At 34.1% G+C, this 23627-nt stretch carries 15 protein-coding genes and 1 tRNA gene; 8 read left to right on the plus strand and 8 right to left on the minus strand.

The window, feature by feature from the left end:
• The first annotated feature begins 7 nt into the window (after nt 1-7).
• Complete coding sequence (locus tag ACJTDF_RS04920) at nt 8-2101, plus strand: S9 family peptidase (RefSeq protein ID WP_407965210.1); 2094 nt, start codon at nt 8-10, stop codon at nt 2099-2101.
• 84 nt (nt 2102-2185) lie between these two features.
• Here the strand turns inward: ACJTDF_RS04920 and ACJTDF_RS04925 are convergent, their stop codons facing one another.
• Together ACJTDF_RS04925 and ACJTDF_RS04930 are read right to left on the minus strand one after the other, a co-directional pair.
• On the minus strand, nt 2186-2788 hold the full coding sequence (locus ACJTDF_RS04925; RefSeq protein WP_407965211.1) for a superoxide dismutase: 603 nt from the start codon (nt 2786-2788) through the stop codon (nt 2186-2188).
• A 2212-nt stretch (nt 2789-5000) separates the two neighbouring features.
• Entirely contained in the window at nt 5001-6188 is a 1188-nt protein-coding gene (locus ACJTDF_RS04930; protein WP_407965212.1) for an outer membrane protein, read from the minus strand.
• A 270-nt stretch (nt 6189-6458) separates the two neighbouring features.
• Here ACJTDF_RS04930 and ACJTDF_RS04935 point away from each other — a divergent pair, with 270 nt between their 5' ends.
• Complete coding sequence (locus ACJTDF_RS04935) at nt 6459-7244, plus strand: DUF1499 domain-containing protein (protein ID WP_407965213.1); 786 nt, start codon at nt 6459-6461, stop codon at nt 7242-7244.
• A 509-nt stretch (nt 7245-7753) separates the two neighbouring features.
• Nucleotides 7754-7828, plus strand: a tRNA-Gln gene (locus ACJTDF_RS04940).
• Between the two features lie 607 nt (nt 7829-8435).
• Here ACJTDF_RS04940 and ppdK read toward each other — a convergent pair.
• From ppdK to ACJTDF_RS04955, 3 genes are all read right to left on the minus strand, one after another.
• Complete coding sequence (ppdK, locus tag ACJTDF_RS04945) at nt 8436-11108, minus strand: pyruvate, phosphate dikinase (protein ID WP_407965214.1); 2673 nt, start codon at nt 11106-11108, stop codon at nt 8436-8438.
• Nucleotides 11109-11303: 195 nt separating this feature from the next.
• Nucleotides 11304-11954: a DsbA family protein gene (locus ACJTDF_RS04950; RefSeq protein ID WP_407965215.1), complete on the minus strand. Its 651-nt coding sequence runs from the start codon at nt 11952-11954 to the stop codon at nt 11304-11306.
• 89 nt (nt 11955-12043) lie between these two features.
• Nucleotides 12044-12538, minus strand: a complete 495-nt coding sequence (locus ACJTDF_RS04955; protein ID WP_407965216.1) for a DUF721 domain-containing protein — start codon at nt 12536-12538, stop codon at nt 12044-12046.
• Between the two features lie 201 nt (nt 12539-12739).
• On the opposite strand from ACJTDF_RS04955, the gene mutY reads away from it, so the two are divergent.
• Nucleotides 12740-13798 carry an A/G-specific adenine glycosylase gene (gene mutY, locus ACJTDF_RS04960; RefSeq protein WP_407965217.1) on the plus strand — a complete coding sequence of 353 codons (1059 nt, stop codon included), beginning with the start codon at nt 12740-12742 and terminating at the stop codon, nt 13796-13798.
• 67 nt (nt 13799-13865) lie between these two features.
• Here mutY and ACJTDF_RS04965 read toward each other — a convergent pair whose 3' ends face one another.
• Entirely contained in the window at nt 13866-15002 is a 1137-nt protein-coding gene (locus tag ACJTDF_RS04965) for a site-specific DNA-methyltransferase (protein ID WP_407965218.1), read from the minus strand.
• Nucleotides 15003-15298: 296 nt separating this feature from the next.
• Between ACJTDF_RS04965 and ACJTDF_RS04970 the strand changes: the two genes are divergently transcribed.
• The 3 genes from ACJTDF_RS04970 (at nt 15299) to ACJTDF_RS04980 (ending at nt 21482) form a co-directional block, all read left to right on the plus strand.
• Nucleotides 15299-15994 (plus strand): HAD family hydrolase, encoded by a 696-nt coding sequence (locus tag ACJTDF_RS04970; RefSeq protein ID WP_407965219.1) that lies wholly within the window; start codon nt 15299-15301, stop codon nt 15992-15994.
• Between the two features lie 848 nt (nt 15995-16842).
• Nucleotides 16843-18126 (plus strand): M16 family metallopeptidase, encoded by a 1284-nt coding sequence (locus ACJTDF_RS04975; RefSeq protein WP_407965220.1) that lies wholly within the window; start codon nt 16843-16845, stop codon nt 18124-18126.
• Nucleotides 18127-18599: 473 nt separating this feature from the next.
• Nucleotides 18600-21482 carry an EAL domain-containing protein gene (locus ACJTDF_RS04980; RefSeq protein WP_407965221.1) on the plus strand — a complete coding sequence of 961 codons (2883 nt, stop codon included), beginning with the start codon at nt 18600-18602 and terminating at the stop codon, nt 21480-21482.
• A 22-nt stretch (nt 21483-21504) separates the two neighbouring features.
• Here ACJTDF_RS04980 and ACJTDF_RS04985 read toward each other — a convergent pair whose 3' ends face one another.
• Nucleotides 21505-22089, minus strand: a complete 585-nt coding sequence (locus tag ACJTDF_RS04985; protein WP_249675414.1) for a YqgE/AlgH family protein — start codon at nt 22087-22089, stop codon at nt 21505-21507.
• A gap of 69 nt (nt 22090-22158) precedes the next feature.
• Here ACJTDF_RS04985 and ACJTDF_RS04990 point away from each other — a divergent pair, with 69 nt between their 5' ends.
• Nucleotides 22159-23037: a protein-disulfide reductase DsbD domain-containing protein gene (locus ACJTDF_RS04990; RefSeq protein WP_407965222.1), complete on the plus strand. Its 879-nt coding sequence runs from the start codon at nt 22159-22161 to the stop codon at nt 23035-23037.
• Between the two features lie 9 nt (nt 23038-23046).
• Here ACJTDF_RS04990 and rnhA read toward each other — a convergent pair whose 3' ends face one another.
• Nucleotides 23047-23514 (minus strand): ribonuclease HI, encoded by a 468-nt coding sequence (rnhA, locus tag ACJTDF_RS04995; protein WP_407965223.1) that lies wholly within the window; start codon nt 23512-23514, stop codon nt 23047-23049.
• Nucleotides 23515-23627 lie beyond the last annotated feature (113 nt).

The following is a 23627-nucleotide window of genomic DNA, read 5'->3' on the forward strand; positions in this document are numbered from 1 at the left end:
ATTATGCATGCCTCGTTCGTCTATACTCCCTCCAAAAGCACCCAAAATTATTCATAAAGAAATTCATCACGGTATTTACCGCGAAGATCCTTATCATTGGCTGCGTGCATCAAACTGGCAAGATGTTTTAAAAAAAATCAGCTGTCTTGATAAAAATATTCAACAACATCTCGAAGCAGAAAATGCTTATCAGACTGATCAAATGGCTGATACAAAACCATTACAAGACTTACTTTTTTCAGAAATGAAAAGCCGTATTCAAGAAAATGACAGTTCTGTTCCTATAAAACATGGACCTTTTGCCTATGGATTCTCTTATGTAACCGGAGGTCAACAACCACATTATTTCCGCACACCAAGAAATGGTGGAGAAAAAAACATTTATCTTAATGGTGATGTTTTGGCGAATGGTAAAGATTATTTCAAATTTGGTACAGTTCAAATATCTCCCAATCATAAATATGCAGCATGGGCTTATGATGATAAAGGCTCTGAATATTATACAACTAAAATTCATAATTTTGGAGTATTGCCTCACTATCCTGATACAATCACTAATACATCCGGACAAATCGTATGGGATGCCAATTCTGAAGGATTTTTTTATACTAAAATGGATAAAAATCATCGCCCTTCAGAACTTTACTATCACCGATTAAATACTGATCAAGCTCAAGATAAACTTATTTTTTGTGAAAATGACCCAGGATTTTTTCTATATGTGAGTGGTTCTAAACTGAATGACTTTATTTATATTAATATTCATGATCATGAAACTTCAGAAATCTGGCTGATCCCTGCCAATGCTCCTCTCAATTCTCCTCAATGTGTACGAAAAAGAGAAAAAGGCATTGAATACTCATTCACAGAAGGAGGCGATGTCTTTTATATTCTCACTAATCGAGATAATGCAAAAGACTTTAAAATTATGGTAGCACCATATACATCACCGCAATCAGAACACTGGTCTGAAATTGTACCACATCAATTGGGGCGTCTCATCCTTTCCCATGATGCTTATCAAGAATTTCTAATTTGGCTTGAACAATTTGAGGGGCTTCCTCGTATACAAATCATGGAGAGGACCACTAAAAAAACTCATTCTATTGCTTTTACAGAAGAGGCTTATTCTTTAGATCTACAAGGGGCAGCTGAATACAACAGCCAAACTATTCGATTTATTTATTCATCCATGACAACCCCTAATCAAGTTTTTGATTATGAAATAAAAAATCGTAAAAAAATTCTTTTAAAAACGCAAAACATTCCCTCTGGGCATAATCAAGATAATTATATAACACAACGTATTATGGCAACTGCAAGTGATGGAGAGAAAATCCCTATCTCCCTTTTTTATCATAAGACTACTGATCTTAATGGTAATGCGCCTTGCCTTCTTTACGGCTATGGCGCCTATGGAATCTCAATTCCTGCAAATTTCAATAGTAATATATTTTCGCTAGTCAATAGAGGCTTTATTTATGCAATTGCCCATATTCGTGGAGGAAAAGAAAAGGGGACAGAATGGTATGAAAAAGGAAAACACCTCTTTAAAAAAAATACGTTTACAGACTTTATTGCCTGTGGACGTCATCTCGTCAATAATAAGTTCACTGCTCATGATCGACTAATTGCCTATGGCGGCTCAGCAGGAGGAATGTTAATGGGTGCCATAGCAAATATAGCCCCACAGGATTTTGCTGGTATTATCGCAAATGTTCCTTTTGTAGACGTCCTAACAACAATGCTCGACGCTTCGTTGCCTCTAACCCCCCCAGAATGGCCAGAATGGGGTAACCCTCTTGAATCTGAAGAAGATTATCATCTTATTTCCTCCTATTCACCCTATGATAATATCAAGGCCCAACAATATCCTCCTATTCTTGCCATTGCAGGATTAACAGACCCTCGCGTAACATACTGGGAGCCTGCAAAATGGATAGCGAAATTACGTGATTTAAAAACAGATGATAATGCAGTTTTATTGCGTATTAATATGGATACAGGCCATGCAGGTGCCGCTGGACGTTTCTCAAAATTAGAAGAGATTGCATATATCTACGCATACATTCTAAAAATAGTAGGAAAAAATAACTGCTAACTTCAATATCTTACCCTATAAAAGGCTTCATAAACTATAAATTTGAAGCCTTTATTAATTATAATGAACTATACACTCCTCCTCCTATAATCCATAGCTTTCATAAAGTTCTAAAACATAATCCCAATTAATTAAATGATCCACAAATGCCTCTAAATATTTTGGACGAGCATTACGATAATCAATATAATAGGAGTGCTCCCACACATCAACACCTAGAATAGGTTGCGCATCATGAATTAAAGGATTCTCGCCATTTGGTGTTTTCATAATTTCTAGTTTATCATCTTTAAGAACAACCCACGCCCAACCAGACCCAAATTGAGCACCACCAGCTGCCATGAAATCTGCACGGAATTTATCATAACCACCAAGATCAGATTCGATAGCTTTAGCTAATTTTGCAGGAAGTTTTTGTCCTCCACCACCTTTTTTCATCCAATTCCAAAAATGGTTGTGATTATAATACTGAGCTGCATTATTAAATAAACCAGGATTTTTTCCAAAGCTTTCTCTAATAAGATCTGTAAGATTCTTATCTTCTAAGCCTAAATCTCTTATAAAATTATTAGTATTCGTAAGATAAGCAAGGTGGTGCTTATCATGATGATATTCAAGTGTCTCGCGTGACATATAAGGCGAAAGGGCATCATAATCATAAGGCAACTCAGCTAATTTAAAAGTCATTTAAAAATCTCCTCGATTCTAATTATTAATCTCACTCCTAAATCTAATTTGATACTTATAATATTTTTAAGAGCAAATATCGAATAATGTTTGATATCAATTGAATAATATACACTATAACAGCTTTTTGAAGATATTTGATCATTAATCAATGATACTACCTTGAATACAATCATATTCTGATAAATATTCCTAATCTGATTATCTACCAGAATATCAAATTACTTTTAAATAACAAAAAGAAGAATAGTTAATAGCTATCGGCCCTTACATTTTCGACATAAAATATTGCCAACACACCACGAAAATATTCTTACCTGTCTTTACAAAACTCTTCCTAGCATATTTATGATTGAACTTGTTATTCCTTTTATCACTGTATCCAAAATAAGATTGCTAGCGATTACTTTTTAGAAATTAAAGTTTTTTTCTCTAGATCTTGATAATATCTCATAAGCCGAAACACATTTAATACTCTGTTCATACTGATCCCAAATAAAACTAGAGGCAATAAATTTCTCACTTTCTTCTGTATTATTGGCCTAATCTATGAATGTGAAGAAAAAATTAATTCCGTTGCACAACCGATAGAACTGCTTCTTTTTCTAAAATTGAAATAAGTTCTTCTCCTATAGAAAGCTATTCTATTGCCTTCATTGTATCAAACTACAGATTAACACAAAAAGTTGAAGCAGCAACTCTTAACCGCCTTAACTTCACATGGAGTATAATACATATTGAACACAATTCCCAAGCTCAGTTTAAATAGCTTCTGGAATATTAAGTAGATTCTGTAAAATAAATCCCAACACTTTTTAAACAAATTAAACAAAAAATCTGTTCAATTTTCTCAATTAAAATCTTAAGAAGATTATTAATAAATTAAATGTACTTAATCAAAGAAAAAATCAAATGTAATTTTTTAGATTACCAATTTCCGCAATTTTTTCAAAAAGTTTTAACAGTAACTATAAAACAAATATTGAATAAGATCTCAAATGAAACATCATTTAGCTGCTACACACAATATTTATACTTCTCATTCATCAATTTTCATAAGCATAATATTAAAAAGTTCAATAATAGATTTACCCCCAAAACAATTTCTACCCTGCGTTTCTAAAACAAAAAATTGTTATTTAATGGCTCCAACAAGTGACTTAGCTATATTTCTATAGCGAGCTGACAACTGAAAAAACAATCTGTACTATAAACAAATAGTGCTTGCAAACCTTTCAAGCCAATAAGAAAAAAACTTCATCAATAGCAATACGAAAGACACCATTCAGTATACCTTTCTGTACTAGCGTTAATTAAGTATGCTTAACAAAACCAGCAATTTCATATTTGCTATTGTTGTACAAATTGAATGCTATTGTTCCTACAATAAATCAAACCAAATAACCAGATTATCACTCATTTCCATCGTTTTTAACCCGAGTTCCAGCTCTCTCTTTTATATTGTCATTCATCACCACAGCTTTTGCTATACTAGATAAATCACCTTTGATATCAGTATAAAACTAGGATATCTTCCACTAAAAAAACTCCGCCAAAACCTGTACGCCCTGCCTATTATGCCCATCACTAAACAATGATGGCTTTCATACTGAAACCAAATTGTATAAACTAAAATTCATTATTCTCTTTTTAATAGTGCATACCAAGAAAAATGCCCCGATTGTCTTCTACATCAATATATTTTTTCCCCTATCGCTTGATAATATTTTAAAGAATTACTGCAGAAATAGACCAAAACAAGAACAAAAATATAGGAAATAAAAAATCAAAACTTCCAAATTCCTTATCTTCTTTCCTCATTCAAAAAACTCACAGCTTTATCCATAAAAATATAGATACACTTTTTATAAATGAGATGGAATTTAGAAAAACTTATATTTTTTAAATCACCCTTGTACCTCTCTTATCTATAAATTTATTGCTAGCCTAATCAATCACCTTGCACTAGAATCTTCCTACAATTCACTTGAAAAGTCTATATTCCAACAGCAAATTTACACATTATAATATTTCTATTGCATTACATCTTTTAATTATTAGAAACCTTATAATGAAATTTTAAATAGGATTTTCTAATTCTCATTCTGAAAAACTTACCTCTATAGCTATCCTAAGATTCCTTCCTAACTACCTTAAAGAAGGTTTTCATTCAGAAAAATATAACTTTTAAGTAATTTCATACTCCAACAAATTAAAATTTATAAGCTAAACCAATACGAAAATCATTAGTTTTATAGTATTTTAGGTTTATTTTATCGAATTTCTTTTCACCAAAATCCGAGTAACGATACTCTGAGCGTAGCAGAATATGATCAGTCATCGCAAAATCAAAACCACCCCCAAGAGTATAACCAATCATTGTTTCTGCACTATCGAACAAACTCGAAGAAGTATTTCCCTTACCTACTTCCTTAATTGACTTCGAAAAAGTACCTTGAATGTTTGTATAAGCAATACCACCAGCAATATAAGGCATAACACGACCAGCGGACAAACCTAAACGTATCCGTGAAGTACCAATCCATTTCTGTTTTAAAGTATGAGTATATGTTTCAACAAGATTAGGCTGTCTTAACATTGGGTTTGGTGAACTTGTACTTCTCGCAACAGGTACTGGTGATCTACTCTCAGAAGAAACAGCTTTTTCCACGATAGGCTTAGAGGGTTGAGGATTAGATAAAACCTGCCTGCTTATTGATCGTTTCCGTCTTGAAGAAGATGTGGTAACAACATCTCCTCTGGTAACTGAAGGTTTCAGTTCGCCTCCTGCGCTGTCAACAGTATACATGTTTACACTGCTTGGATCAATGGAGGCGGCCGCAGAACGTGTTACTGTATGAGTAACGACTGGAAAAGAAGCTGGAGAAGAAGATAGAGGGCTAATTACCATTTCCTTGTCCGAAGTACTTACTATCTCCTCACCCACGGATGTAAGAATCGACATTGAACGTACAGGCGCTTGACCGCGCGCTAACTCTGTTGGTTTTTGTGGCGGGACCAAACTTTCAAATTTGTTTTTAACAAAAACTTTTGTATTCCTTTTATTAGAGAAAACGATATCTGTATCAATACCTAGAACAACACGATTACCCCAATCAAAGTTAAAACCAGCGTAGAAACCGCCCGTAATACCAGAAAGCTCAGATGAAAAATCTTTATCAATCGAATTCCATTTTTTAGTTTTATCTATATCATTATATTGCCAAATAGCAGAACTAGAAAAGCCGCCCATCTGTCCCCCAAGATAAAAACCCTCCCAAGAATAAACAGGAGCAGAAATTGATTTTAAATTTGAAGGAACTATAATGTCAGCTGCCTGTATTCTAGAAGTTAAACTAATAACTAAAATGGATACCGTCATTAAATATTTTATATTCATTTGTAAAAAATCCAAATTTAAATACAACACATTTTGTTAAAAAAACCACAAAAAAATAATATTACGACAAACTGTTCTCTTTTTTCTAATAACGCCCTTATTTAACATAAATTCTCTAAAAAACAAATTGATATTTATTCGTATGAATAAATTAATTTTAATTACTGAAAATGTATATTACTTAAAGTGCTCTTGATTTCAAAAGTAAGTGCTCTATTTACTTATATCATTAAACATAAAATGAGTACTTTATTGGGGAAAAAACGTTTCATGAAAAAGGAATATGTTTGGTTTACCTCAAGAGCAGCGGTATGGTCTCCTCGTTTTAGTGGATTGGCATTTCTTATTTTATTATTCTCAACACTTTTACAACGATATTCTATGCTTCGTTTCAGTGATTTTATCGTTTTAGTAAGCCTTTCTGCTTGCTGTATTTTTCTCTCTCTTTTTCTTGCCATCAAAGCACTCTATAATTTATGGACACATGGTATTCGAGGTGGAATGAAAGCACTGAAAGGTATCATTTTTTCGTTAATCACTGCCACACCACTGGTGCTATCTACTGGATGGTGGTTTGCCTTACCAGCTATTTATGATGTTGCTACTGATACACAGAAACCACCAGTTTTTTTCCGTACTTTGCGTCCTAGTGATTCTTTACCTTTCAAAAATGATTTAATTAAACAAGCAACAGTACAAATGTCACAATGGCCAGAAATGTCAGGACGTCGTTATGACGGCTCACCTGATTATATTCGTAAATCAGTTTTTAATGTCTTAGCAGCCCGCGGCTGGCCTGTGCTAGCTCAACAAAGTATCAAAAGCGAAGATAATGAATTTTATATTGCGACAATAGCAAAAACTATTTGCCTAGGTTTTATTTCCGATATTGTAATTCGCTTAACAGATGAAGGAGATACAACTTTTGTTGATATGCGTGCTACTTCGCGTCATTTGCCAAGAGATTTTGGTACAAATGCTGCTTTCATCATCGCTTTTATGGATGCACTTGATACAGAAATAGCTTCTATTCCTTTTTCTTCAAACGATGAATAAAAATTATAAAATATGATTACATTTTCAAAGTAAATAATTATTTTATTTTGATATAAGAAAAAGACAGATAATTGAGATATTTTCTACAATTTTAAATTAATGCCACAATAAATTATTTTATAAGCTTTGTAATTGAATAATTTCTGTAATTACATTTGCCAAAATAGTATTTTTATAGATTATTATGATGTTTCAATTATTTGAAAATAATACAATATTTTTTTTGATTTGTATACGCTCTTAAACATAGATATTTATGAATTTTATACTATAAATAATAAGATATTGAATGTTAGAATAATTACTGTAAGGAAAATATAATATTTGATTGATATACATCAAATTAATTTTTAGTCTAATTTTCTTAGAAGCTAATAATCTATTTTTATGATATCATGATAGAAATAAGCTTTTATAAGAAGAAAAAATGAGCACTTCTGCTTTCACATATTGCGTACAGTTGTAAAAATCGTTATAAGGCGCGAACGCTAGTGTGATTATGTTGTCTTTGGGGTATAGCCAAGCGGTAAGGCACCGGTTTTTGGTACCGGCATTCCCTGGTTCGAATCCAGGTACCCCAGCCAGTTTTTCCTAATAAAAATTTAGGTGTTGATTTATAGCTCTATTACTATTTCCGTTGAATTGTTTTTACAACTGATAGATGACTGCATCATCGTGTACTATGTAAATATGATTATAACAACTAATCAATAAGATTCTTTAATAAGCCTAGTGTGCTTTATTTTAAAGAATATGTACTTGCTGATAACAAAACTAATACCCTAATAATTTTATAGTTATATCTTTATATTAAGAGAAAGTTTATAATATTCAATCAATAATTTAGAGTAAAATTTGTTCCGGTTAATTTATAAAAACTCATATCTATTCCAGATTAAATTATTGAAGGTAGTAGCTCTATTGCTAAAGGACAAGGTCGAAAAGGATAGAAATTATTTATGTAATAATTAATTTGAACAAATTTTTAATAGTACAAATTTATAGTTCCTTATTAATCGTTTATAAAAAAACCTGCTAGCATTTAGAATTAAAGCACTGTTTTAATCTATAAAGATACTATCAAAAATATCGATAAAACATGCAAAATCAAAAATGAATATAAAAGATTGTAATAAAAACAACTTTATACAATGGAGATATCAACTTTACTCGATGAGTGATTGTATCACTTTAATAAAAAGTTTTTTTGGCAATTGCTGACTGTGCTGCTGCTAAACGTGCGACCGGTACCCGAAAAGGCGAACATGAAATATAATCTAGACCATTTTCTTCACAAAAAGCGATAGAATGAGGATCACCTCCATGTTCACCACAAATACCCAATTTAATTTTCGCACGTTGAGAACGCCCACGTTCTGAAGCAATAGCGATAAGCTCTCCTACTCCATCTTGATCAATCGATACAAAAGGATCTTTTTCCAAAAGTCCTTTTTGCAAATAAGTTGTCAAAAATGGTGCTGCATCATCACGCGAAATACCAAAAGTAGTTTGTGTCAAGTCATTTGTTCCAAATGAAAAAAATTCTGCGGTTTCTGCAATTTCATCCGCTCGAAGAGCAGCTCTTGGCAATTCAATCATTGTCCCAACTACGTATTGAATATTAACACTCTTTTCCTTCATTACTTCACCAGCAACATAATCAATACGCGCTTTAACAAAATCCAATTCAGACTTAAGAGCCACGAGTGGTATCATAATTTCGGGAATGACAGGAGATCCTGTTTTCTTAGCTGATTCTACTACCGCTTCAAAAACTGCTCGCGCTTGCATTTCAGCAATTTCAGGATAAGTAATGATTAAACGGCATCCCCGTAATCCAAGCATGGGATTAAATTCATGTAATTGGTGCAAACGTTCTACAAGTAGTTCAGAAGGAATTCCCATTGCCATTGCAACATTAAGAATTTCTTTTTCTGTTTTTGGCAAAAACTCATGTAAAGGCGGATCTAAAAAACGGATAGTCACAGGTAAACCAGACATAATTTCAAACAATTCAATGAAATCTGATCGTTGCATTGGCAAAAGCTTATCCAACGCTTTGCGACGTCCATCTTCATCATTACTTAAAATCATTTCACGCATAACAACGATACGCTCACCAGTAAAGAACATATGCTCAGTACGACAAAGACCAATACCTTCAGCTCCAAAAGAACGCCCCATATGTGCATCAGTCACTGTTTCAGCATTAGCGCGAACTTTCATTCGCCGCATTCCATCAGCCCATTCCATTAATTGAGCAAAATCTCCACAAAGTTCGGGCTGCAACATTGCAACCTTTCCTTCTAAAACTTCCCCCACTCCACCATCTATTGTAATAATATCGCCTTTTTGAAAGCTCTGACCTGAAGCAATCATTGTATTTGTCTTATAATCAATCCGCACACTGCTGGCACCAGAAACACAGGGTTTTCCCATACCGCGAGCGACAACAGCAGCATGACTCGTCATCCCACCACGTGTCGTTAAAATTCCTTCTGCAGCGTGCATACCATGAAGATCTTCTGGACTTGTCTCTACACGTACTAAAATAACTTTCCGTCCTTCTATTGATGCTCTTTCTGCTTCTTCAGATGTAAAAACAATTTCACCAGTTGCAGCTCCTGGGGAAGCAGGTAGACCACGTGCTATAACACATCGCTTTGCTTTGGGATCAAGCATGGGATGTAAAAGTTGATCAAGTGATTTTGGTTCAATCCGCATCACCGCTTCTTCACAACTTATCAACCCCTCCGCAACCATCTCAACTGCTATCTTTAAAGCTGCACGTGCTGTTCGCTTTCCTGAACGAGTCTGCAACATCCACAATTTACCCTTTTCAATTGTAAACTCTAAATCTTGCATATCTCGATAATGCTGTTCAAGCTTATGCGCAATCTGGCATAATTGTGAAAAAGCTTCTGGCATAATTTTTTCCAATGATGGTTTATTTGAACCAGCAGCAACACGAGCAACTTCGGTAATATTCTGAGGTGTACGAATACCTGCTACAACATCTTCACCCTGTGCATTAACTAAAAATTCACCATAGAGTTCTTTTTTCCCTGTTGATGGATTACGTGTAAAAGCAACACCTGTTGCTGAATCTTCACCCATATTGCCAAACACCATAGCTTGCACATTAACTGCTGTTCCCCAACTTTCAGGAATATTATGTAAACGACGATAAGTAATTGCACGCGCTGTCATCCAACTTGAAAAAACTGCTCCAATCGCACCCCATAATTGTTTTTCAGGATCTTGTGGAAAAGGTTCTCCTAACTTTTCTTCAACACATGCTTTGTAAAGAATAATAATATTTTTCCAATCATCTGCTGTCATTTCTGTATCAACACCGTAACCATTACGTGCTTTTACTTCATCAAGAATCTCCTCAAAATGCGAATGATCTAACCCCAAAACAACATTGGAATACATTTGAATAAAACGACGATAACTATCATAAGCAAAGCACTCATTATCGGTTTGTATAGCAATTGCTTTTACAGTATCGTCATTCATACCAAGATTAAGAACCGTATCCATCATCCCTGGCATAGAATCCCGGGCTCCTGAACGGACAGAAAGCAAAAGCGGCATTTGTTTATGAGCAAATTCCCGTCCTGTCTGTTCTCCAATGCGTTGGAGCGCTTGTCTAACATCCTCCTGCAATTCTTCTGGATATGTACCATCATGAGTATAATAAAAGTTGCAAACTTCTGTTGTAAGAGTAAATCCAGGAGGAACAGGCAAACCAAGATTACTCATTTCTGCTAAATTAGCTCCCTTACCACCAAGAAGATTACATTCACTCGCACTTCCTTCTGCTTGACCATTACCAAAACTATAAACCCATTTTGCCATCGTATAAATCCGTTTAATTATCAGTATCAAAATATTACTTGACTTAAGCTAATCATTAAAAATAGTCTTTTGATTTTAAAATTAATGAAGCCAAATAAAATACTGCCTTATAGTAAGGTATGAAAAGTACCCCCCTCCAATAAGAAGACCAACAATCATAATTACCAATCTTCATTTTGGAAACAATGTATATTGTTAAAGAAAACTATCAATTACTGAAAAGAAATCTTCCATTGACATAGCACCTTCATACTTCTTACCGTTAATAAAGAAGGTTGGTGTTGCTGTAACACCAAGCTCTTTTCCACGTTCAAAAGATGCATTCACTTCGTTCAAAATAGATTGATTTTTTAGGCACGCATTAAAGCTTTCATCAGTAAAACCAGCCATAAAGGCAATTTTTTTCAATGGCTCCAAAGCATCTGGTGCCATAACCCACTCGCTTTGTTTTTGAAACAAAACTTCTATCAAAGGAAAATAACGATCTTCTGGAGCACATCTAGCCAACATAAAACCCGCTGTTGCCCGAGGATCATAAGCAAAATCCCGAAAAATAAGTTTTACTTTACCTGTTTTGATGTACTTTTTACGAAGTTGAGGAAGTATTACATTGTAAAAATCGGCACAAAAAGCGCATGAAAGTGAAGCATATTCAATAATAATCACAGGAGCATTGTCTTCACCCTCAACTTTATCCTTAACTTTACCCGATTTAAGGAGTTCAGCCATATCAATGGTTGCTACTGGCTCAGCTTTACTTACTAAAGTTGTAGTTGCATGCACCTGTGCAGTTACACCCCAAATAAAAATTATTACGAAAGATACGATGAAACGATAATTAATCATAAATAACACTTTTCTGTTCGACTTAAACAAATAAAAATCTAATACCTCTTTATTAAGGGAAAGAAATATAAAATGGTTTTCCTTCTTTATTATTTTTTTTCCACAAAAATGCAATATCCAAGTTTATAAAGTGATTGGTGTAAACTTTTATCTTCAATCTCTTCAAGCATTTTTTTTAAGCGTTGTTTATTTTTTTCATCTGGGAATAGCTCTACTTCCGAACAATCCGTGACAACTGATACCTGCTTTTGTTCAATTTTGATTCGGTCAATAGCGATATACCCAAAAAAACTATTAATTCTTTGAATCAATTCATCTGTTTCATGCATTAACTTTAACGTAGCGATTCCTTCACATGCTACCACGAGTGTCGCAGGATGAAATGTTTCATTTTGATCTGCACGACCTTTCCAAATAATTTTGATCGGCATTGTACGTTCGCCAATATCCTGACCTACAATCTGTGACCAATTTTCTATGAGCGCTATATTAAGCCCTGTCCTTTTGCGTAAAATCGGATCAAGCATTTCGGATACCATTTCAGCAATAGAATAAAAATGATATTTTTGTGTTTTTTTGCTCATTCCAGCCTAGACTATTATTAAATCATAATTGTTTTCTTTTCGATATTTAAAGCCAATACTTTGAAAATTAATAATAAATACAACTTAAAAAACTGCGTTTACTGAATTAGAATTTTTATCATTAAATATTAAAAGCAAACTATAAATTGCAAAATATATGCTTTTTTTGTATTTTAGACTTGTTTATAATTAAAAACAACGATGTATAAAATTTCTTCACTTCTCCTTTCTTGGTATGATCAAAATTATCGCCATTTACCATGGCGTATGCCCCCTACAAAACAAATAAAAGGCATTTATCCTGATCCTTATCAAATTTGGTTATCCGAAGTTATGCTGCAACAAACAACAGTTGAAACTGTTAAACCTTACTTTAAAAAATTTCTAAAACTTTGGCCTGATCTCTTCTCTTTATCACAAGCATCACAAGATGATATCATGAAGGCATGGGCGGGCCTTGGTTATTATTCACGTGCACGTAATCTTAAAAATTGTGCTATTCAACTTGTTAAAAATCATAGAGGTAAATTTCCACAATCGGTAAAAATATTACGCACTTTACCGGGTATTGGAGACTATACTGCAGCAGCTATTGCTGCAATTGCCTTTGGTCATCCTGTAGCCGTTGTTGATGGCAATGTCGAACGTGTTATAACGCGCTTATTTGCCATTACTTCAACATTACCCAAAGCAAAATCTGAGATCAAAGAAAAAACACTTGAAATTACTGATGTGCAACGTCCTGGTGATTTTGCTCAAGCTATGATGGATTTAGGTGCAACAATTTGCACCCCCCGTAAGCCATCTTGTTTACTCTGCCCTCTTCAAAATTTGTGCACAGCAATGAAAACGCAGACAACAGAAGCTTTTCCAGTAAAAGCTCCTAAAAAAGAACGTCCTTTAAAAACTGGTGCTGCTTTTGTAATACTCAATGAAAATAAACAAATTTACTTAGAAAAACGACAGCATACAAAATTACTCAACGGCATGACCCAAATTCCTAATAATATTGGGATAAATGAAGAAAATGGACTGCAAAATGCTCCCTGTTCTGCTAATTGGAAACTTAAGGGACAAATTACACATATTTTTACTCACTTTTCTTTAAAACTTAATGTCTACTGTGCAGATAATATTGGGGGAATAAAGCTTAAAAATGGTTGGTGGTGTGATATTCATCATCTTACCAAAGAGGCACTCCCTACTGTTATGAAAAAAGCCATTGCTATAGCTATTCCTTCTCCCTTTAAATTCAAATAACTTCCCACCTATATAAAATAAAAATTGACTATAATAATGCTTTATCAGCAATTAAAATTAGTGCAACTCATATAATATTAGCTTTCAACATCTGTGAACGTATCATCATTCTTAAATCATCTATCGATTTTAATAGGCCATTTTCTTCATAATACCAAAATGTCCAACCGTTACAACTTTGCGAAGCCTGAGCCTTTCTTCCTATCATATGAATAGATCCCGCTTCACCATCATACATAATAGTCCCATCAGCTCTAACAATAGCAGATATTTCTTTCTTCTTGTCATAAAGAATGCTTCCGGGATGAAGCAATCCTGCATCAAGCAAGCTAGAAAATGCTACGCGTGGTTCTGTCCTTTTTGTTTTTAAAATTTCTAATTCTGATTTAGCTAAAGGTTGAACTACAGCAATTCTCTCGTAAGCTGCATCAATATAATGTTGCTCGCGTTCAATCCCTACAAAATCACGACCCAAAAGTTTGGCAACAGCACCTGTCGTTCCTGAACCAAAAAATGGATCAAGAATAACATCGCCAGGTTTGCTAGAAGCCATAATAATCCGTGCTAGTAAGGATTGAGGCTTTTGTGTTGGATGTAATTTACGTCCTATTTTATCTTTTAAACGTTCAGCACCTGTACAGAGAGGAAACAGCCAATCTGAACGCATTTGTCTATCTTCATTGGCGGCTTTTAAAGCATCATAATTAAATGTATATTTTTTATCCTTTTGATCTCGAACAGCCCAAATAAGCGTTTCGTGAGCATTTTGAAAGCGACGCCCTCGAAAATTCGGCATAGGATTATTTTTTCGCCAAATGATATCATTAAGCATCCAAAAACCTAAATCCTGTAGCGCCGTACCAACTCGAAAAATATTATGGTAAGATCCAATAACCCAAATTGTCCCATTAGGTTTTAATACACGACGACACGCAAGCAACCATGCGCGTGTAAAAGCATCATAAGCAGAAAAACTTTCGAACTGATCCCACGCGTCATCAACTGCATCAACGCGCGAGTAATCTGGACGATACAATACACCTTCTAATTGCAAATTATAAGGAGGATCTGCAAAAATTACATCAACAGAATGTTTAGGAAGTTTTTCTAGTACTGCAACACAATCTCCTTTAAAGATTTTATTACGCCACTGCGTCTGTGAAGAAGTACAAACCTGATTTTTTTGTAGCTGAACAATTGTCATAAAAAACTCAACAACACGAACCGAAATAACTCTATAATTAAAATGATTAATTAATCTAATTGTCCGCTATCTTCACAAAATAGAGTAAATGTATCGTTAAGCTAATTCAAATTTATTTTATTCAATGCAAGCAAAATAATTTCATATTGATAAATCTTTATTTTACTCCTTTGTAGCATATTATTCATATTATCAAATTAATGAGAAAAATCTTTCAAGTTATATCTTTATCAAACGAGAGCTTTTCAATATTATTTTATGAAAATTCTTAAACCCGTTATAATAAGGAATGTCTTATGTTACAAATTGATCTTATTATTTTTGATTGTGATGGAGTTTTAGTAGATTCCGAATATCTTATAGCAAAAATTGGATCACAATTACTTAAAGAAATAGGATATAAAATATCGCCCAAAGAATTAAGCGAACGCTATTCAGGACTTATTTTTCAAGATACTCTTAAAAAAATTGAACAAGAAATTAAAAAACCAATTTCTGCTAATTTCATAGATCAAATGGCACATCTGTTTCGCGCACAAATGAAAACTGAATTACATATTATTAACGGTGTAAAAGAAGCAATAGAAATTATTAAATCCCTTTATCCTTATTGTATTTGTTCCAATGCAATGAGCAGAGATATAAAAGATATGCTTAACACTGTTAAACTCTATCACTTTTTTGAAAATAAAATATTTTCAGCACCTGAAGTTGGAACTAAAAAACCTAAACCTGCACCTGATGTTTTTCTCTTTGCTGCACAAGAATTACGTGTACGACCAGAAAATACTATTGTTATAGAAGATTCTATTCATGGTGTACATGCTGCTGCTGCTGCAGGAATGCGTGTTATCGGCTTCACTGGAGGCTCCCACAGTTATCTTGGCCACTCTAATGCTCTTGTAGAAGCCGGTGCTGAAACGGTTATTACAAAACACGCTCATTTACCCGAAACCTTAGAAGCAATGAAAATATGGAAAGATTCGCAATAAAAAGATACATCCGACATATATCAGCTCATATACTCTCTCAGTAATTTTTGGCTAAAAAATTCAACAATTACTCTTAAAAACTAGAATATATCCGTAAAATTAATAGCATCCTATCATCAGTAAAGAGTAAATCATACATGCTAAAAAATGAAATATATCGAAATAAAAGATAAATTGATACGAATTACTCATAGAGTAATTAATCATTACACTGAACGATATTAACATCCTTGTATGAAGAGTGCTCAGTCGAACTTATGCAATATACCTGTAAGAAATATAATATTATTCTTTATATCTATGAAAATTGAATTTTTCTAATTTGGATATCTATTAACTTGAACACAACAAATTTAAATTAATTTAGACTTTTAATATTATTGAAATCTTGAATTCAGCTGTTTCAAAATTGATGAAAATAACTCAAAAATATTTTTATTCTATCCTTTAACAGAACAAATTATATCCATAAAACAATATGATAATGAATAGCATGTATCAAGACAGCAACTATCTCACTAATCTATATACAGAAATTGCACTCAAAATTATCCACAACAATAAACAATCATACATCTATAATGATGATTACTCTTACTGCCGCTTACATTACTTCAATTAATGTTAGTTGTTAATATTACTCATCTACCATGACTAATGTGTCTAAAAAATCTCATAGATTATAGAGAACACTTTACAAACTATTGCTAATGATAGAAAAAATAGTAAAAGACTATTTTCTTTAAAATCGTGTGCATCTTATTATAATTAGCTGCATTTATTTAAGTAAGAAATATTCCAATGCCGTTATAATTGTGCATTTGGTTGATTAAACGGAGTAATGATACATGGGTGTAGATATCAGCCGCCTTAGTAATGGTTTGACTATCGCCACACATAAAATGCCACAAATTGAAAGTGTAGCGCTTGGAATATGGGTTAAAGTTGGTTCACGTAACGAAACCTTTATACAACATGGTATTGCCCATCTACTTGAACATATGGCTTTTAAAGGAACAGAAAACCGTACAGCTTTTAAAATCGCAACTGATATTGAAGATGTTGGTGGAGAAATCAATGCTACCACAAGTATTGAAACAACCGCTTATTTTGCACGTGTTCTAAAAAAAGACATTCCTCTTGCTATTGATATTCTAGCCGATATTATGACATCTTCAAAATTTGACGAAGATGAATTAGAACGTGAAAAACAAGTCATTTTTCAAGAAATTGGCGCTACTTGTGATGCTCCTGATGATATCGTTTTTGACCATTTTACTGAAACCGCCTTTCGTCATCAATCTCTCGGCCGTTCTATTTTAGGAACACAGAAAACAGTCCAATCGTTCACATCTGCTGATCTTCACAATTTTATGAAGCAACAATATAGTGCAGACCGCATGATCGTAGTTGCTGCAGGATCTGTAGAACATGAAAGTTTTCTGCGCCAAGTAGAAAGTTGTCTTGGCACTTTCCGCCCCCATTCAACAGCTCCTTTAGTCAATCTTGCTAATTATATCGGTGGTGACTTTCGCGAATATCGTGATCTAATGGATACACAAATTGTACTTGGTTTTGAAGGACGTCCATATCATGCGCATGACTTTTATACTGCTCAGATTCTTTCCATTATTCTTGGAGGAGGTATGTCATCACGCTTATTCCAAGAAATAAGAGAAAAACGTGGGTTATGTTATTCTATTTATGCTTTCCATTGGGGATTTTCAGACACTGGGCTTTTCGGTCTTCATGCTGCTACAGGACAAGAAGGATTAGAAACACTTCTACCTGTTATTCTTGATGAGCTCTATAAAATAAGTAAAAATATTCATAAAAATGAACTTCAACGAGCACAAGCACAATATCGCGCTAATCTTACAATGTCACAAGAAAATCCATCTAGTCAAGCACATCTTATCGCTCGCCAAATGCTCCTTTATGGTAGACCAATTCCAATTTCTGAAATGACTGAATGTTTAGAACTTATTACCTTAGAACAGCTAACTGATCTAGCTAAACATCTTTTTATCAATTCTAGCCCAACATTAGCAGCTGTTGGCCCTATTGGTCCACTCATGAATTTTGACGATTTAGTGTCAACTCTTTCGCCTAATATGAACTGTCTTCTCTAAAAGAAATGAAGAGTACTCCCTAATACTTTAATTAGATAAAATTATAATTGGATATGCATAAATTACTCTAAAACCCAATAAACCCCAAAATATGCACACATCTTTAATGAAAATCATCATAAAAACTTTTCTTTATTAAATTAAATAAATTTGAAAAATTTTTATCAAAAAAACGAGCAAAACTGCCTAATTAACACCTCATATGATAAATAATTTAATCAACAAGAATACATTGCGTAAAATCTAACAATAAATGGTTGATATTTTTCCTTTTAAAAAGAACAAAATTCCGTTAATTTTGAGACTCGTTAGTATGAGCAAATATCTGATCTATTTTTGTATAAAATCTGTGTGATTTTTTCAAAAGAAAATGACAACCGCTCTTTATAAAAATAATAACTAATAAAGTGGAAGAATTTCCTCGAAAATCTCGTTTAAGATTCAATAGCTTCAAATACTGAGAGTGAGGCAGCGTGAAGAGTTTTGGTAAAATAATCAATATCGTCCTTATCATAATAATTAGTCTTTTTGTATGCCTTTCATCAGCACAAGCAATCGAACCAATCAAAATTTCTCCTCAGGATATAGCCCTTGATTTGTCCAAAGCTATTGAAATTCATCACACCAATAACCCTATCTTCCAGACCAGTACAGCACCAGGACCGGATGGTATTATATGGCGTATTGAAGTACAGGCAAAAAGTGAAAATTTTTCAGGAAACTGGGCAGTATTTTCCCTCGCAAATCCAACAGATGAACAAATTGATCGTCTCATTGTAGTGCCTCATTATCGTATGGCTCATTCGGGTCTTCTGTGGCCAGATCTTGGATCAGCACGTATCGAATCCATCACTCCAAGTGCAGGTTTTTCCCTTGATCGCCAAACTAATGCAAATGCAGATATTTTTCGTATCACTCTCAACCCTGGCACTGTAATTACATTTGTTGCAGAATTAAGCTCTAAAAATCTTCCACAAATCTACTTATGGCAGCCTGAAGCTTACAAAGATACAATTAATTCTTATACGCTTTATCATGGTATTCTTCTTGGTATATCAGGACTTTTGGCGCTCCTATTAACTATTTTATTTGTTGTTCGTGGGACAAGTCTTTTCCCTGCAACAGCTGCTGTTGCTTGGGCCGTTCTTTTTTACATTGGTATTGATTTTAACTTTTGGAATAAGCTCTTTGCAATTACACCAATAACAGAACCAATTTGGCGTGCTGGTACAGAAGTTGCACTTGCTGCAACACTCTTTATTTTTCTATTTACTTATCTGTGTCTTAACCGCTGGCATTATCACTTTAGCTATGGTGCAATTATATGGATTATATCTCTCTGCGGACTAGGAGCATTTGCTATTTATGATCCCACTAGAGCAGCTGGAATCGCTCGCTTATCATTTGGGCTTACAGCTATACTCGGGATTATATTGATCAGCTATTTTTCAATCCGTAGATATGACCGTGCAATCATGCTTATTCCAACATGGTTATTAATTAGCTTTTGGTCTCTTGAAGCTTATGCCTGCATAATAGGATATTTAGATAATGATATTGTTCAACCAGCTCTAGCAGGAGGATTGGTGCTCATTGTTCTTCTTATCAGCTTTCTTGTCATGCAACAAACGTTTTCTAATGATGCTTTCTATGAGGGCATTTTTTCCGATCTTGAACGACAAGTTCTGGCAGCAAGAGGAGCTGGAAGTATTATTTGGGACTGGAATGTCGAACGTGACCGCATTGTTGTTCACCCAGATATGGCAGCCATTTTTGGTGCTAACAACTGCAAACTCAACGGTACTATGAGCAACTGGATTTCAGCCTTGCATTATGATGATCGTGAGCGCTTTCAAGCTGTTTTAAATATTATTCTTGAACATAAAAAAGGACGTATTGATCAGATTTTTCGGCTCTCCTCCGGTGGGGGCCATTATCATTGGTTTTCTCTGCGTGCACGCCCAGCTATCCAAAAAGACGGAAAGATTACCCGCGTTATCGGGAGTATTGTCAATATCACCAATCACAAAAAAGCCGAAGAACGTTTACTATACGATGCAATTCATGATAGCTTGACCGGTCTTCCTAACCAACAAATTTTTCTCGATAGATTACAAAATTATAGCTCTTTAGCTAAAGCAAATATAAAAATTAAACCAACAATTTTTATGATTGATTTTGACAACTTTCGTCAAATTAATCGTAAACTAGGTATAGCGGTTGGGGACACTGTCCTCTTGATAATTGCGCGTCGTTTGAGCCGCCTTATTAACCTACAAGATACCTTATCACGCCTTTCTGCAGATCGTTTTGCAATTATTTTACTCAGCGAAACAGAACCAAAAAAAATTGCAATGTTCGCAAATCATCTGCACAAAACAATTTCAGCTCCTATTACTCTTGAAGAAAAAACTATAACGCTTTCTTCATCCATTGGATTGGTTACATGGAGTGATAACAGATCAACTGCTCAAAATCTTTTCAATGACAGTGAGCTAGCAATGATCCATGCAAAACAAATGGGTGGTAATCACATTGAACCTTTCCGCCCCAATTTTCGTACTTTAAACCTCGAGCATAACAATATCAACAAAGATATTCATCATGCTATCAAGCGTAATGAAATAAAAATTCTCTATCATCCTATTCTTAATTTATCAGATGGACAAATTATTGGTTTTGAAACAATCGTGGAATGGCACCATCCAAATCATGGAAATTTAAATGTCCATGATTTTATCAAAATCGTAGAAAGCGAACAGCTCGTTATGGATTTAGTAGAATTCATCGTTGATCGCGCTATAGTAGATCTTATAAATATACAAGAAAAATGTGCTAAACATCCTTTCTTTATTTCTATCAACTTACCAAGTGCAGAAATGATTCATCCTGACTTTATAAGTCAATTACGCTCTGCTCTTCTTCGCAATCCGGTCAGTAAAGGACGATTGATGATAGAAATATCTGAGCTTGTTTTAAGAAAAAATCCTGAACAATCAGCTCATTTTTTTGAACAGATTAAAGCACTGGGAATGAATCTGGCATTAGATAATTTCGGAACAGGTTATTCATCACTTACATATCTTGTCCGTTATCCATTCGACATGGTCAAATTAGATCGTTCACTTATCTCTATCGATTCACATAAGAAAAAACTTGTACTTAAATCAATTATCAGAATGGCTACTGATCTTAATTTACAAATCATAGCAGAAGGCGTAGAAAACGAAAAAGAAGCTATTTTTTTACGACAAGAAGGTTGTAAATATGTTCAAAGTACAACCGTCACTAAACCAATTGCCGTCGAAGAGTTAATTGCTCTTATTCAAAATCACTTCTCTCATACCTATAATTAAGTAACGTTATAAAACGAATAATCTATGCATGACCTACTTCAGAAATAAGAGAAGTTGGATTAATTCCCATGCGAATGAGGCTTTCATCATACTTACTACTAATATCGCTTTCAAAAAGAAAATTAGGAGATGTAGGACTAATTAACCAACCATTTGTATAAATCTCTGTTTCAAGCTGTCCTGCTTTCCACCCAGCATAGCCCAAAGCTATAAGAGCATGTTGAGGACCCCTCTCACAACTCATAGCTTTTAATATATCAAGGGTTGTAGTAAGACAAATTTCGTCTGTAACAGATATGGTTGCTTCACAAGCATAATCATCTGAATGCAGTACAAAACCACGAGACGTATCAATAGGCCCACCACAGCGTATTGGAAACTTTTTTATTGGCTCAGAAAGATAATTTTTTTGATTTTGGTTAATCACTCCCAGCTGAAGCAAAAGTTCAGGAAAATTAATATTGTGTAACTGATTGAGAATAATTCCCATAGCACCAGCATTAGAATGGGCACAAATATAGATAACAGAACGAACAAAGCGCTTGTCATTCATTCCAGGCATTGCTATCAGCAACTGTCCATTCAAAAATCCTTCATGCTGTTTCATAATTTGATAGTCTCCACAATCTAATTTTTGACTTCAACTAAATCAGTATCAGTAAAGAATAAAGATCAAATGAAAAAATTGCAAATATTTCAAAATTTACAAAAAATTACAAATACTTTTCAGAAAAATCTCTTAGTAATTTTGAAAATAATACTCGTATTTTTAGGATTTTTCTACTTTCTTGCTAATACTCAAGCAAAACAAAAACCATATCTTATTGCAACACCTTGGCATGAATCAGAAGGTGGCTATGCTAGATTAGCTATAACTTCATCTTCGCTTTCTGGAATAAAAAGTGGCATTATTGAAATTACGTTAAGACCAAAATGGAAAACTTATTGGCGAAACCCAGGAGATTCCGGTATGGCACCATTTTTTAATTTCAACCAACAAGTATCTTATGAAATTTTTTATCCTACACCACAGCTCTATAAAACAGAGAATGATTGGTCATTAGGTTATACAAATAAAGTTGTACTCCCCTTTAATATCTCTGGTTCAGACGAAAATCTAAGTGGTTCTTTAACCCTCGGAATGTGTAATGAAATTTGTATCCCCTTTACTATCAATTTTAATTTTTCCTCATCTACTCAAAATAATACTTCTCTTTCTCTATCCTTATTAAAAAAAGCTCAAGATGCTTTACCTGGTACAGCCCATAATGCATTAAAAATACATGCTGAAAAAAATGAAAATACCCTCTTAATAAAGATAAAAAATAATAAAACAATCACAACTTCTGCTCTCTTTTTAGATGGAGGTTCAATGCAAATTGGACCAACAAAAAAGATAAGTGATCACGAAGGATATGCAGTCTTTACTGCACCGATATATTACGATTCAGATGAACTGAACAAAACAGTTTTTTATACTGTTTCTTATCAAGACCATGCCTTCAGTGGAACATTTACAATAAATACACAATCAAGCCATACTACCATTCCATGAAATAAAAAATTATGTTGAAAAATGCCCATTCTCACGATATTCAGTAATTGCTTTACGTGCGAGTGCATCTGCGCGCTCATTATCTGGATGGCCCGCATGTCCTTTTATCCAGTACCATCTGATATTATGGTGAGAACAGGCATCATCAAGGGCTCGCCATAACTCCATATTTTTAACAGGACTTTTCGATGCAGTGCGCCAATTATTTTTTTTCCATCGCTCAATCCACGTAGAAATCCCATTACGTACGTAAGCTGAGTCCGTATAAAGATCAACCAAACATGATTCCTTCAAAGCATTTAACGCGCGAATTGCCGCTGTAAGTTCCATCTGATTATTGGTCGTATGTACTTCTCCACCATAAAGCTCACGTTCATGACCATTCCAGCGTAAAACTGCTCCCCATCCACCCAAACCAGGATTTCCCGAACAAGCACCATCTGTATAAATTTCAACGACTTTTTTTTGATCTAACATAACATAAACAAAACTCTACCTCAGCCAATAAGTTCACATTACTGCAAAAATAAAGTTCATGCCAATATTTCAACAATTTTTTTGAATAATAAAACTATATTGCCTGTCCAATA

Source organism: Bartonella bennetti (assembly GCF_045945445.1).
Classification (GTDB): domain Bacteria; phylum Pseudomonadota; class Alphaproteobacteria; order Rhizobiales; family Rhizobiaceae; genus Bartonella.

Excerpts from the sequence above, each read along its gene's own strand:
- ACJTDF_RS04920 (WP_407965210.1), top strand. The coding sequence starts at position 8 with ATGCCTCGTTCGTCTATACTCCCTCCAAAAGCACCCAAAATTATTCAT.
- ACJTDF_RS04925 (WP_407965211.1), bottom strand. The coding sequence starts at position 2,788 with ATGACTTTTAAATTAGCTGAGTTGCCTTATGATTATGATGCCCTTTCG.
- ACJTDF_RS04930 (WP_407965212.1), bottom strand. The coding sequence starts at position 6,188 with ATGAATATAAAATATTTAATGACGGTATCCATTTTAGTTATTAGTTTA.
- ACJTDF_RS04935 (WP_407965213.1), top strand. The coding sequence starts at position 6,459 with ATGAAAAAGGAATATGTTTGGTTTACCTCAAGAGCAGCGGTATGGTCT.
- ppdK (WP_407965214.1), bottom strand. The coding sequence starts at position 11,108 with ATGGCAAAATGGGTTTATAGTTTTGGTAATGGTCAAGCAGAAGGAAGT.
- ACJTDF_RS04950 (WP_407965215.1), bottom strand. The coding sequence starts at position 11,954 with ATGATTAATTATCGTTTCATCGTATCTTTCGTAATAATTTTTATTTGG.
- ACJTDF_RS04955 (WP_407965216.1), bottom strand. The coding sequence starts at position 12,538 with ATGAGCAAAAAAACACAAAAATATCATTTTTATTCTATTGCTGAAATG.
- mutY (WP_407965217.1), top strand. The coding sequence starts at position 12,740 with ATGTATAAAATTTCTTCACTTCTCCTTTCTTGGTATGATCAAAATTAT.
- ACJTDF_RS04965 (WP_407965218.1), bottom strand. The coding sequence starts at position 15,002 with ATGACAATTGTTCAGCTACAAAAAAATCAGGTTTGTACTTCTTCACAG.
- ACJTDF_RS04970 (WP_407965219.1), top strand. The coding sequence starts at position 15,299 with ATGTTACAAATTGATCTTATTATTTTTGATTGTGATGGAGTTTTAGTA.
- ACJTDF_RS04975 (WP_407965220.1), top strand. The coding sequence starts at position 16,843 with ATGGGTGTAGATATCAGCCGCCTTAGTAATGGTTTGACTATCGCCACA.
- ACJTDF_RS04985 (WP_249675414.1), bottom strand. The coding sequence starts at position 22,089 with ATGAAACAGCATGAAGGATTTTTGAATGGACAGTTGCTGATAGCAATG.
- ACJTDF_RS04990 (WP_407965222.1), top strand. The coding sequence starts at position 22,159 with ATGAAAAAATTGCAAATATTTCAAAATTTACAAAAAATTACAAATACT.
- rnhA (WP_407965223.1), bottom strand. The coding sequence starts at position 23,514 with ATGTTAGATCAAAAAAAAGTCGTTGAAATTTATACAGATGGTGCTTGT.